Below are 12,768 nucleotides of genomic sequence, written 5' to 3' on the forward strand. Positions count from 1 at the left end.
GTTCGGATTCGGACAGGATCAATTCGGGTGGATGCATCCCCGGTCCCCGAAGACGAGGGACCGGGGGCACCCGTTGCTGAGTTCGCGACAGGTGTGGGACTACTGCAAGAGATCGCTTGTGGTGGTTGAGGTGGTGATGCGGGTGCCGGAGAGGGCTCCTGTGAAAGCGACCATCACGTTTCCGCCGGTGTCGTAGGCGGTGAGCGTGAAAGTGCCGGTGAAGTGCTGGCCGTCGGGAGAGACCGTGACCTTTTCGGTAAAGCGGGCTGGGCCCACGGGTGCGCCGATGCCGTTGTTCGTGTTGTTCGGGAACTGGTTGGCGAACCAGGCAAAGTGGTTGAGGTAGTAGCTGGAGGTTCCGGTCCTCTTCCAGACGCCGAGACAGAAGTTGCCGTCCTGAGGCGGGCGAACGGAGTTCATGATCTCCGTGTGGTCGCTGTGCCAGACGGTAAGGGCGTTGTCGATAACCATGTCGGAGATGGGGTTTCCGTTCACGGTTTTTGCGGTGAAGATGACATGCCACATGCCGACGATGGATGCGTCGTCGGCATCGCCGTCATCGAAGGCGGTGCGTGCCAGATGGGCGGTGCCGATGGACGGCTGCCAGCTGGCTGGTTTGTAGTTCTTGGAGAATCCACATTGCGCGAGTGCGCCGGGAACGGTGATCAAGGCGAGCACCAATGCGACCAACATCGATGCGAGCTTGCAATTTGTTGACCTCATGTCCTTTTCCTCCTGGCCGGGAGAGACGGCATTCTCAAACAGGTTTTCCTTTGGAGAGCCGGAGCCGCCGCCAGTTGAGGGGAACAACGACTCCGGATCCGGTCAAAGGACATGTTCTGTTCGACAATGCCGTTGCCGGCTGAACACGAAGCTAAGCGCGGAGTGCGGGGACGAGGCAATGAAGGGGAGGTAAAGCCGGAGGTGAAGTTTAGGTGAAGCGGTAAGGTCTTTCAAATCCCACGGTTTCCTGACACACTGTTTCGTATTCCCCGAAGGCCAGAGGACGATGCGGGTGTGCTTCCGCGACGGATTTGAGCGGGAGGCGATCCAGAGCTAACGTGCCCGAGAGTTTGACTGAGGGGTCACCGCACAGTGGTAATCGGGGGTCGATTCGGAGGAGATGACCAAGTTCTTCTCGCGTGCCGCGCTGGTAATTGGGTGAGCGGGCGAGGCTGGACGGATCGAGAAGAGTTGAAGGTAGTCTGAGGTTTCCTGGCGCTCAATGAACGGGTCCTTGTACCAATTCGGCGATTTCCGGCTGGACTGCCAGCGGTTTGAGCTTCAGCTTAATGGGCGGGCGGTTCGCGTTGAGCGGAAGCCGATGGAGCTGCTGATGCTGCTGGCGTCGCGGCAGGGGCAGCTGGTGACGCGGGCGGAGATTGCGGAGCGGCTTTGGTCGAGCGAGGTGTTCGTCGACACGGAGCACGGGATCAATACGGCGGTGAGGAAGCTGCGGCATCTGCTGCAGGATGATGCGGAGGAGCCGAAGTTCATCCAGACGGTCACGGGGATGGGGTACCGGTTCGTTGCACCGGTGACGACGGTCGAGCCGTTGAGACCAGTGGCTGCGGATCAATCGGCTGCCGTGAGCTCCGAGGCCGGGCCGGCGTACCGGGTCACTGCCGGAGTCAAAGCTGAGACGGAGCTTCTCCCGGCCGCCGGCGCTCGCAAACGGTGGAGAGCGCTGGGGTGGTATGCCGCAGCGGCTTTGTGCGCGCTCGGTGCGTTTGGCGGGACAGCGATTTATCGTTCGCGACAGCACTCGAGCGAGGTGAGGTACACGCAGCTAACGGACTTCACGGACTCGGCGGTGCAACCGGCGTTGTCGCCGGACGGACGCATGCTGGCGTTCATTCGCGGTGTGGATCCTTTCATGACGGTGGACCAGATCTATGTGAAGCTGCTGCCGAATGGGGAAGCGCGGCGGGTGACGGATGACAGCCGACTGAAATATGGACTGTCGTTTTCGCCGGACGGGTCGGAGATTGCGTACACGGTGCTGGAAGGGCCAGTCTTTTCGACGTACGTGGTGTCGTCGCTGGGAGGAGAGCCGCGGCTTCTGTTCAAGAATTCGTCGGGCCTGCAGTGGCTTGACTCGCAGAACGTGCTCTATTCGCAGGCACCGTCGGGAATTCACCTGAGTGTCGTCAAGTCTACGATGACGCGGGAGAACGTTCAGGATCTGTATGCACCCGCGCACGAGCGGGGCATGGCTCACCTTTCTTATCCTTCGCCGGACAAGCGCTGGGCGCTCGTGGTGGAGATGAACGGGAACGGGGAATGGGCTCCGTGCCGGCTGATCGCGATTGAGGGGGAGCGCCAGACACGGAATGTTGGGCCGGCGGGCGCGTGTACATCGGCGGCCTGGTCGCCGGATGGGAAGTGGATGTACTTCGCAGCCTACGTGGACGGGCACACCCACCTCTGGCAGCAGCGCTTTCCGGAGGGAGTTCCGGAGCAGATCACCTCAGGGCCGACAGAGGAGGAAGGCATCGCAGTCGATCCTGACGGGCGTTCTCTGATTACGTCGCTGGGTGTTTACCAGACCTCGATCGTGTTTCACGACGAGAAGGGCGATCACACGCTGGCTTCCGATGGCGAGGTGGGCTGGTGGCCCACTCCTGTCTTCAGACAGGAAGACAAGGTCGTCTACTACCTTCTGCGCCGTGGAAAGGGGTTGGCTACGGAGTTGTGGCAGACGGAGGTGGAGTCGGGAAAGAGCGAGGCGGTGCTGCCGGATGTGTCGATGGCTTCGTTCAACATCTCGCGTGATGGCAAAGAGGTTGTGTATGCAACGTGGGGCGCCAACGGCGTGACGGAGCTGTGGCGCGCGCCGATGGACCGGAGTTCGGCTCCGGTGAAGCTGGGAATCGCTGGTGCGCGGATGCCGCAGTTCGGACCGCAGGGACAGATTCTGTTTCAGAAAGCAGAGGGCGGGACGAATTACGTGGAGCAAGCTGACCCGGATGGCAGAAATGTGTCAAAGGTCTTTCCCTACCCGATCTCGGATCTGCAGAGCATTTCGCCAGCGCGGAAGTGGGTTATCCTGGCGGCTGCGAGGCCGATAGAAGATCATCGGCAAACGATCCTGGCCGTCTCGCTCGAGGATGGTAGCCAAAAAATTTTGTGCACAGATCACTGCACGCCGAACTGGTCGCCGGACGGCAAGTTTCTGTACATCACCGTCGAGTATGTATCGCGGAACAGTCCAGGCAAGGCGATTGCGATACCGATGGGACCGGGCGAGACGTTTCCGGCGGATTTCCCGGCCGACGGGATTGCGCCGTTGGCGGATCCGAGCGTGGTGAAGGGAGCACGAGCGGTGCCGCGTTCGGTGCTGGTGCCCGGCATGGACCCCGAGCACTATGCGTGGATCAACGCGACGGTGCAGAGAAATCTGTACCGGGTTTCGCTCCCTTGAATGCGCGAAGCGTGGAAAGCGCTTCAATTGGATAAGTGGTTTGTTCTGAGAGCGAGCAGGGAAGTCTTGCCGCCTCGGGATCTGGGGCGACTTGACGGATTGCGAAGAGCCGGGCTAGTCTCGACAACAATTCACGATCGACCGGTGGTAAGGGTTACCGGCGCAGTTTGCGGCCCGACTGGAAAGTCCCGGATCGTAATTCCCCAGAGCAGTCAACCGACAACATCTCGAGGAGGATTCCCCCATGAGTAAGTGCTCTCTTGCTCCAAAACTCGTATTGCCAATTTTCAGCTGTGTCTGTGCCATGGCGCTTGCAGCTTCACCTGCGATGGCGCAGAGCGATGCGAGCCACGGCAAGGCCGCGGGCGGCTGGCATCAGATTGAAAGCGGCATGCCGCCGGTGATGATTCATCCGACCAAGGAGGCGTCGGAGCAGGCGCGCGGCGAGGCGAAGCCGCATCAGGCAAGCACATCGAATGACTTGTACTATCACGGTGGTGTTGGAGGAATCGGCGTGGAGACCGCGCCGAAGGTCTATCTGGTGCTCTGGGGATCGCAGTGGAACAGCAACGATCCGAGCGGCGAGGAAAGCCTGCTGGTGAGCTTCTTCAAGGGAGTGGGCGGCACCTCGTGGTTCAACTCGGTGACACAGTATTGCCAGGGCGTGGCAACGGGAACCTATACCTGCGGCACTTCGGGGACGAAGGCTGGGAATCCGAGCGGGATCTTTGTCGCCGCCTGGTATGACAATGCAGCGGCGGCGCCGTCGCATCCCACGCAGTCGCAGCTTGCGGCTGAAGCGGTGCGCGCGGCGCAGTTTTTCGGGAATACGACGTCATCGAAGAACGCGAGCGTGCAATATGTGATTGCGACCTCGCATGGACACAACGCGAGCGGGTTTGGGAGTCAGTACTGCGCGTGGCACAGCTCGACGAGTTCGAGCGCCGGCAACATCGCATACACGAATCTGCCGTACATCACCGACGCGGGCGCGAGCTGCGGCGCGAACTTCAACGGGCTGGGATCGAAGGCTGGGATCACGATTGTTGAAGGGCACGAGATGGCAGAGACAGCGACAGATCAGTTCCCGAATGGAGGATGGCTGGACTCGGGCGGCGCGGAGAATGGCGACAAGTGCGCGTGGATCTCGTCGGGTCAGGGCGCGTCGGCTGACGTGAAGTTTTCGACGGGGACGTTCCCGGTGCAGTCGCTGTGGAGCAACGCGTTCAACAGCGGCGCGGGCGGGTGCGTGCTCTCGTATTAAGCGAGGCAAGCGTACATCAGAAGGGCGGCCGCGATGGCCGCTCTTCTTCTTTGTGGAGGTGCGCTGCTATCGTGGAGCGGAATGCCGCTGCTAACAACAAGTGAAGCTGGGGTTCCGATTCAGGGGCCAAGCGCGACGCTGATCTACGACGACTGGTATCCGGCGCTGCGTACGGATCAGTTGAAGAAGGGCAAGCTGGCGACGGCGATGCTGCTGGGGATTCCGCTGGTGGTGGGAAGGCGGAACGACGGGCGGGTGTTTGCGATGCGCGACAGCTGTCCGCACCGGGGAATTCCGCTGAGCGTGGGCTCGTTCGACGGGAATCGCGTGACGTGCCGGTATCACGGTTGGGAGTTTGAGCCGTGCAGCGGGCGTTGCGAGCTGATTCCTTCGCTGTCGAGCCACGATCATCTCGATGCGACAAGGATTTATGCGAGCGCCTATCCATGCGAGGAGCGGGATGGGCACGCGTGGGTGTACGTGCCCGGGCCGGGAAGCGGAAAGAAAGCGCAGGGGACGGAACTGAGGGCGGTGCCGGAGCTGGCGAAGTTCGGGCCGCGATACAGGACAGCGTTTCTGACGGCGGATCTGCCTTGCAATGTGGATCACGGGATTATTGGATTGATGGACCCGGCGCATGGGCCGTTTGTGCACCAGGCATGGTGGTGGCGGACGCGCGGGAGCATTCGAGAGAAGACGAAGAAGTTCGAACCGATCGCGGAAGGGTTCAGAATGAGCGCGCATGCGCCGAGCGCGAACTCGGCTCCGTATAAGTTGCTGGGCGTATATGGGGAGAAGGTGGAGACAACGATTGACTTCGTACTGCCGAATCGAAGGACGGAGATCATTCGCGCGGGAGACAAGTGGTTTTCGTCGTTGACCACGGTGACTCCCGTGACAGCTTCGACGTGCAGGATTGACGTGATTGCAGCGTGGAATGTTTTCTACTGGGTTCCGTTTTTGAAGCCGATTGCGAAGTTCTTCGGCGCGAAGTTTGTGCGGCAGGATCAGGAGACGATGATTCAGCAGGCCGAGGGATTGAAGCACAATCCGAGCCTGATGTTGATCGACGATGCAGACAAGCCGGCCAAGTGGTACTTCGCGCTGAAGCAGGCAAGGCTCGAGGGGACGGGGAAGCATCCGCTGGACGGAGCGGTGGAGCTGCACTGGAGAAGCTGAAGGCAGTTTTCAGTCGCCAGTCATCAGTTGTCAGTAGCTTCTAGCCAGTAGCCAGTAGCCAGTAGCCAGTAGCCAGTAGCGCTTCGTTCCAGTTCGAGAGTTGTCGTCAGGCTGGGATTGGGACGGTGACTCGAGCTACGGTGAGGACGGTGATGTCATCTTCCTGGCCGAAGGCCTTCGCGGCGGCAGCAATCGCGGCAGCGGATTGCGTGCTGATCGCTCGCGTGCGTTCAAAACCGTAGAGCTGGCCTGAGGAGTCGGAAGCTTCGACGATGCCGTCCGATACGAGAGTCAGCGTGCGCGAAGGCGCGAGATTGAAGTGACTCTCTTCATAATCCACGTTGGGGACCAGGCCGAGCGGCAAGCCGGAGGGTACTTCGATTTCGACGCCGCCTGAGTAAGGCGAGAGGTGACCGGCGTTGGCGAGCGTGATGGCGCCTTCGGAATCGATGCGCGCGCAGCAGCAGGTGATGAAGCCGCCATTTTTCGCCTCGCAGATCTGGCGGTTGAGGCGGCGCAGAAGTTCGGCCGGCGCAAGATTCTCAACTGCAAGAGTGCGCAGCGCGCCGATGGCGAGAGTCCCGGTCATGGCCGCCTTCAGACCCTTTCCGCTCACGTCCCCGATAACAATGAGCGCGGAGCCGCCGGGCTGCTCGATCACCTGATAAAAGTCTCCGGCGACTTCTTCGGCGGGGATGTAAGCGGCTTCGATGTGGAGTCCGGGAAGGGTGGGGAGAGAGGCGGGGATGAGCTGCTGCTGGATTTCGCGCGCGGCGGCGAAATCGGCGGCAGATCGCGCCTGATCGTGCGCGACGCGGGAGAAGCGGAAGAAGATGACGATGAGGCTGCTGAGGAGGAAGAGAAGATTGCCGAGGTCGTTGGGCTCGAGCTCGACGGGGCCGATGTTGATGGTGTTGACGAGAAATTCAAAGCGGCTCAGGCCGAAGTAGATCGATGCGCTGCCTAGGTCATAGAGGGCGAGGGTGATGGGAGGAAGAAGGCTGGGGAGTACGAGCCAGCCGGCTTCGCGGTTGCCGCGGCGGTACCAGATGAAGAGCAGGATGGGGAGAAGGATCGCGACCGGAAGGATGATCAGAGGCTCGATGATCATGTAGGTCTGCGATTTGACGCTTCCAAACCAGACGAGCCACGGGAATGCCGCGGGAATGATCAGCAGGTTCTGGAAGATGTTCCAGAGACGCCCGAGTCGATGGCCTCCGAAGGCGAAGGTGAAACGTGTCTGGGTGATGATGGCCGCGTAGATGACTGGATCTGCGAGACCCACATTCCAGACGAGAGGAACGAAGCCGGAGTGCTGGAGATAGTAGATGACGTCGATGGTGCCGACGAGCAGGAAGTATAGGCCGAGCCAGAAGTATTCTGTGTGGCCGCGCTGGCGGGAGTAGAGGGCGAAGAGGGCGAGTCCGGCGAAGGCGATCAGCGCGTTGATGACGAGTGCGGGTATGGCGTAGGAGGTCCGGTCGTGGTACATCGACTGGCGCTCGGTCTCGATCGCGTCGGGAGTGCCGATGTTGACGGACATGAACTGCGGGAAGCGCCAGGCCGCGTAGCCGGTGGGGATGCGGGTGCGCAATGCGATGACAACGTCGGTCGGTCCCTCTTGGATGGTGAAAACCCGCTCGGCTGGGCGATTCACCTGCAGGCTGGAGAGGATCTCCGGGCCTGGGAGTTGATTTCCGTTCAGGTAGAGCGTGTAGGTGCCGATGCCGCCCTGGATGAGCAGCCTGAGTTCGGGATGGTTGTCATGGAGTTTGAGGTGGCGGCGGAACCAGCGCTCACCGGATTCGGCGGCTCCGAGGTCGTCGAGACGGACGGTTTCCCATTGCGAGTCGTCGAAAGATGAAGAAGACCAGGCGGGGTCGTTGCCTTCGCGAACGAGCCATGCGGGGTCGACGTCGGTGATCCAGTCCTGAGCGTGAGGGCGGTCGATGAGGTTGGGGTCGTCGGAATTAGGCGCGGGTTCCTGAGCGCTGAGCCTGAGGTACAGACAAAGCGGGATCAGGAGGATGAGGAGGGGAAGCTTTCTCATGGGGGCGCCGAGAACATGGTACTTGGTCGGAGCGTCGGCGCGGGAGAAGGTTTCGAGAGCAGTCGTCAGTTGTCAGTCTTCAGTTGTCAGCTGCCGACAACCATCGAGGATCGGTGCGGATTGCGGACGCCCGCTCATCGCGATGGACCTTGCGATGAACGGGGCACAGCGCGATCACAGCTCAGCTCTTGACGGAGTGGATTGGCGGAATCTCAGTGGCGGCTTTAGCTGGCCTGGGGCTCGTCGGTGGAGTCGGAGAGGTCTGCGTCTTCGCCCTCGATGGAGATGCGCAGGGAACGGAGGAAGTTCACGTCGTTCTTGGTGAACTTGGTGCCGTCTTCGGCCGTCTCAGTGGCTTCGGCGTTCTCGCCTTCTTTCACTTCGTTGAGGCCGATTGTCGCCTCGAGCATGAGAAGTACGTCGAAACCGTGCTTGCGGATGTCTTGGACAACGCCGGCGATCTGTTCGCTTTCGATGACGGACTCATGGATGGCTTCACCGAGTTGTTGGATCAGTTCGCGCAGGCGAGATGTCACGTTTTCCTCCGGCAGCTACCAGCGGTGGGGAGAGCGCAGGTTCGGCAAGTGATTTAACAACCTTACTTGGCGAGCGGCACTCCGGCAACTGGCATCTTGCGTTGGATGCAAGGAGGCGAGGAGATGTCCGCCGCTGCTACCATCATATCCGGGCCCCCAGCGGGTCTTCGTTGCTGGGGTGGTATTGAAGTGAGACCACAGACGATTGGACGGGTGCTTGGGATCGGGCTGCGCGTGGCGGGCCGGATGGCGGGACAGGCCATCATGGGCGAGGATGCGCAAGGCACGACTGCGCGCGTACAACCGAGTGCCGCGCCAGGAGCACAGGGGCGAGGACGCGCCGCGGGGCAGGCGACGCGGAATGTGGGACGAGGCGTTTCGGGATTCTTTCAGCCATTCAAGAGAGTGGGTGGCAAGATCTTGCTCGAAGTGGTCAGCGTGTTCTTTCTGCTTCCGGTCGTGGTGTTTATGCCGGTGTTGTGGAGGACGCGGGAGAGCTGGCAGCACGGGCCGGATCACCGGACGTTTCTCTCGTCGGCGGTGGTGATTGCGGTGTTCCTGTACCTCGGGGTGAGTTCGTTCTGGCGGGCGCGGAGACGAGGATAGAACTACCTTTGGGGTAAAGCGGCCGCCAGGATCTCCATCAGTTCAGTTAGTTGTGCCTGGTCCAGTCCGGCGACCTTGACGATATGTCGAGTACCGGCGTGGTTCGCGATGACAAGAAGTCCCTCTTGAGATTTCCATCTGGCGAAACACTTCCACGCTGATTGCGAGAATCCTGCCTCGGACCTAAATGCAACCGATTCCAGAGAAAAGACTGCGGTGGTTGTCGCAGTGCATCCGATACAGCTTCTGAACTGTTCCCGTCGAAGCCGGCGATTGGGTAGATACGTGACAGCTCTGAAAAGAATAAGAATGCCGAGTGGCAGGATCGCCGTCGGCATGATTGAGGAGGCGAGTAAGTCGCCGATCGGCAGGTTGCCGAGCTTATCTCCGGTCAGATCGAACCACTCCAATATTCTTCCTGTCGCAACGATGACTCCGACGCTCAGATAGAGCAAAACGATGTAAGTCACGGACAGGATTCGCGACCATGGATGCCCGGTGGGTCGAGCTAACTTGATGGCGGCGGCCTTCAGGTAATCGTCTTCCGTCAGAGTGTAGGTGAACTCCATGAGAGGGAGCGGTCTCCTAGAGGTATTTGCGGATCGTGGAGCTGAAGCGGGTGTAGAGGAAGGATACCGCGATGAGTGCGGCCCCGAGGATGATGAGCGTCATGAAGCGGTCGGGGGTGGAGAGCTGCCAGATGTCGATGAGGACGATCTTGGAGATGCTGACGAGGAGAAGACCGAGGCCGGCAAGCCGGAAGCTGCGTTCGCCGACCGCGAGAGCGAAGAGGAATGTGCCGAGACCGAGAAGGCTCCAGGCGATGGTGATGTGGCCGGAGGTGAGTTTGGCGGCGAGGGCGATGATCATGAGTCCGAAAGCGGAGAAGAAGAAACCCTGCTCGGGAGAGCGGATAAGACGGGTCATGGGCTCGATGGATTGAAGAGAGCTTCCGCTCCAGAATTGCGGATCGCGCATTTTGAAGGCGAACGGGAGTGCCGCAAGCAGAATGAGCGCGGTGATCGAGGCATGGAAGAGCGGGCCGTGCCAGAAGCCGTCGCGATTGTTGCCTGCGAGGTCGAAGAGGAGAGCGCGAAGAACGGCGGCGAGAGCGAGGGCAATTGCCTGAAAGAGAAAGAGCCGGCGATGGGTGAGCCATGCGATTGCGAGGAGGCTCGTTGCGAATGCGGCCCAGAGCGTGGCGATCCAGACTTCGCCGGCAGAGAAGTAGATGGGAAGACGTACTCCGGTCCAGACAATGAGACAGAAGAGACCGGCGCAGCTCCCGAGCAGTCCGAAGACGCGTTCCGTACTGGTGGCGGGTTCGCCCGTGCGGGTGCGCTCGTAGAACCAGTAGCCGGCAGCGAGAAGGATGAGCACAGAAAGGAGATTGGAGCCGACGAGAGTGAAGTTGCGATCGAGCGGTGGATTGGGGAATTGGAAAACGGCCAGAGGAAGGTCAGAGGTTATGTAGACGGAGTAGGCGATCGCGATGAGGGCGTAGCCTTGCCAGCGAAGGAAGTTCTTGCGGGTGAAGCGGCCGATCTCGAAAAGGGCGATGCTCTCCGCGACGAGGGTGATGGCGATCCACTGCTGGTGATGCTCGAGGAAGTTCCAGGTGACGAACGGGAGGAGAGCGGCGGAAGCCCAGGAGTAGGCTGCGGCGGCATAGTTGCGGGATCCGGCGCTGGTCTTGCGGAGCATTCCGCAGTAGAGGAGCGCGACGGAGATGAGGAGCGGAGTGCGATGAGCCCAGTTGTCGTGCGGCAGGTCGCAGTAGACGATGGCGAGGAGCGCGGCGACGGCGAGGGCGTCGGCTTCCAGGGTGAGTCTTGCGATTGAGAACCGGTCGGCGGCGAGGCCGATGACAAGCACGAGAAGTAGCCAGGCGACTGGGAGCCAGGCGGCGGGGATGGCGACCCAGAGGCTGGTGGCGGCTGCGCCGAGGGCGAGCCAACTGGAGATGAGTAAAGCGATGGCCTCGAGCGGATGGGTTGCGATCGCGGGCCAGCGGCGGGGATAGATCTCTGCGTGCGTCCAGTAGAGGACGGCAGCGAGTGCCAGACCTGCGGTCAGCGACCAGTGTGTGCCGGTATCAGACGAGACGAGGCGCTCGAAAGCGAGCGGCATCACGTCGTGCAGGGCGAGGACGGCGCCGGTGATGAGTCCAACGATTAGGCCGAGGCGTCGGAAGATCGGTTCGCCAAGACGAAGGCCGGCAATGGCGAGAACCTGAGCCTGAATGAGCCAGAGCACGGGCCAGCTGACTCCGTGAAAGCGGAAGGGTACGGCGGAGACGAGCAGAACGACGGCGATGGTCGAGAGGACGACAAACGCCTGACGGCGTTTGGAGCGCGACCACCATGCCAGCGACATCTCGATGGCGCCGAGGACGAGGAGCGCCCAGAAGGCCCACTCGGGATGTGCCGATTGGAATTTCAGAAGGCCAAGGACGCCAGCGGAGTTGAGGATCGCGGAGACGCTGGAGAAGTCTTCTTCGCGCCTGTCGAGCGGAGTGCGCAGGACGTAGGCGAGACGGAAGATGAGCCAGTAAAGCAGGATGAGCGTCGTGGATGGCCAGAACTGGGCGAACTCGGCGTGGTTCTGCGGAAGAACTTCATTGAGCCAGACGAAGTGGCTGATGTAGACGGCGATCAGGCCGCAGAGCTCGAGTTGAGCCCAGTGTCGGATCGTGGTGACGACCACAAGTGCGATGGCGAGGATGGCGCTGGCGGCGAGCGAGAAGACAACGGTTTCGGTGGGGTTCTCAATATGGCTGGTGAGGAGAGTTCCGAAGCCGAGGAGGAAGGCGAGCGACGTGACGGTCTGCGAGCGGTAGAGGAGCGAGTGGCCGACCATTCCCGCGGCGACGAGGAGCATGAGGACGAGATCGACAGGTAGTGAGCTGAGAACGCGCGCCGCCTGCAGGTGGTAGGCCGCGAAGGTGGTGAAGTAGGCGAGGGCCCAGCCGCCGCCAATGCCTGCGCGGGCGAAGAGGCGGTAAGTGGGTTTGCGTTCGAGCCAGATGCCTCCGCCGAGAAGGAGCAGGCTGACTGCGAATCCGCAGAAGACTTTGCCGCCGGGGCCCCAGGTCTGCAGTTTCCACGCGAGGAACGAGGCGATTCCGATGACGAGGCTGGCGACCCCGATCTTGCCGAGCCAGTTGGCACCGAGCGTTTGTTCAAGTGAGGCCAGGTGGGCACGGGCGGGTTCGGGCTGAGGGCGAGATGGTCCGGGCTGTGGCTGTGGAGCGTATGACGGAAGCGGCTGCTGAACCGGCGGCGTTTGAGCCGGCGGTGGCTCGGGGGCCCTGGGCGTGACGGGCGGAGTGAAAGGCGCGAGCGGGGCCGGAGCGGAGTGAACTGATTGTTGCGGAGCAGGCTGCGGAGGTGCGGGGGCGGCGGCAGGCGGCGTCTGAGCGGCGGGCTGGGCGGCTGGTTTCGGCTCTTCTGATCTGGTTGTGTTTCTGGCGAGTGCGGCGAGTTGCGAGCGCAGGAAGTCGATCTCGCTCTGGAGACGATCGATGGTGCTGCGTGTGCGGTCGAGGGCAGCCCCGGTGCGGTTCCAGAGGATGATGAGAGCGACGGCAACAACGGCGATCAGAAAGAGTTCCATAAGCAATGGTTGGAATGATAGGAGGTTAGCAAACACGGACACGTGGAGCTGTGACAGTTCCGGCAGTGATCGGGAAAAGCAGCTTCCAGCTACC

9 protein-coding genes are annotated in these 12,768 nt (G+C 61.3%); 4 read left to right on the top strand and 5 right to left on the bottom strand.

The genetic code is table 11. The annotated features are described in order from the left end of the window. Positions 1-99: 99 nt before the first annotated feature. Positions 100-723 (bottom strand): hypothetical protein, encoded by a 624-nt coding sequence (locus DHV10_RS08515; protein WP_162601335.1) that lies wholly within the window; start codon positions 721-723, stop codon positions 100-102. Positions 724-1,225: 502 nt separating this feature from the next. Between DHV10_RS08515 and DHV10_RS08520 the strand changes: the two genes are divergently transcribed. The 3 genes from DHV10_RS08520 to DHV10_RS08530 all read left to right on the top strand — a co-directional run bounded on the left by DHV10_RS08520 (position 1,226) and on the right by DHV10_RS08530 (position 5,867). Next, the gene (locus DHV10_RS08520) at positions 1,226-3,424 is read left to right on the top strand and encodes a winged helix-turn-helix domain-containing protein (protein WP_109485933.1); all 2,199 of its coding nucleotides are present in this window, start codon (positions 1,226-1,228) and stop codon (positions 3,422-3,424) included. A gap of 244 nt (positions 3,425-3,668) precedes the next feature. Next, positions 3,669-4,688, top strand: a complete 1,020-nt coding sequence (locus DHV10_RS08525) for a hypothetical protein (protein WP_204101372.1) — start codon at positions 3,669-3,671, stop codon at positions 4,686-4,688. A gap of 81 nt (positions 4,689-4,769) precedes the next feature. Continuing rightward, positions 4,770-5,867 (top strand): Rieske 2Fe-2S domain-containing protein, encoded by a 1,098-nt coding sequence (locus DHV10_RS08530; protein ID WP_109485934.1) that lies wholly within the window; start codon positions 4,770-4,772, stop codon positions 5,865-5,867. Positions 5,868-5,973: 106 nt separating this feature from the next. On the opposite strand, the gene DHV10_RS08535 is transcribed toward DHV10_RS08530, so the two are convergent. Beyond that, positions 5,974-7,917, bottom strand: a complete 1,944-nt coding sequence (locus tag DHV10_RS08535; protein ID WP_109485935.1) for a PP2C family protein-serine/threonine phosphatase — start codon at positions 7,915-7,917, stop codon at positions 5,974-5,976. A gap of 224 nt (positions 7,918-8,141) precedes the next feature. Beyond that, the gene (locus DHV10_RS08540; RefSeq protein ID WP_109485936.1) at positions 8,142-8,453 is read right to left on the bottom strand and encodes a hypothetical protein; all 312 of its coding nucleotides are present in this window, start codon (positions 8,451-8,453) and stop codon (positions 8,142-8,144) included. Positions 8,454-8,642: 189 nt separating this feature from the next. On the opposite strand from DHV10_RS08540, the gene DHV10_RS08545 reads away from it, so the two are divergent. Further along, a complete protein-coding gene (locus DHV10_RS08545; RefSeq protein WP_162601336.1) occupies positions 8,643-9,059 on the top strand; it encodes a hypothetical protein in 417 nt (138 codons plus the stop codon). Between the two features lie 2 nt (positions 9,060-9,061). Here DHV10_RS08545 and DHV10_RS08550 read toward each other — a convergent pair whose 3' ends face one another. Together DHV10_RS08550 and DHV10_RS08555 are read right to left on the bottom strand one after the other, a co-directional pair. Continuing rightward, positions 9,062-9,628 (bottom strand): hypothetical protein, encoded by a 567-nt coding sequence (locus DHV10_RS08550; RefSeq protein ID WP_109485938.1) that lies wholly within the window; start codon positions 9,626-9,628, stop codon positions 9,062-9,064. A 16-nt stretch (positions 9,629-9,644) separates the two neighbouring features. Then, on the bottom strand, positions 9,645-12,674 hold the full coding sequence (locus DHV10_RS08555) for a DUF2339 domain-containing protein (RefSeq protein ID WP_109485939.1): 3,030 nt from the start codon (positions 12,672-12,674) through the stop codon (positions 9,645-9,647). Positions 12,675-12,768 lie beyond the last annotated feature (94 nt).

The sequence above is a fragment of the Occallatibacter savannae genome, from assembly GCF_003131205.1.
GTDB lineage: Bacteria > Acidobacteriota > Terriglobia > Terriglobales > Acidobacteriaceae > Telmatobacter > Telmatobacter savannae.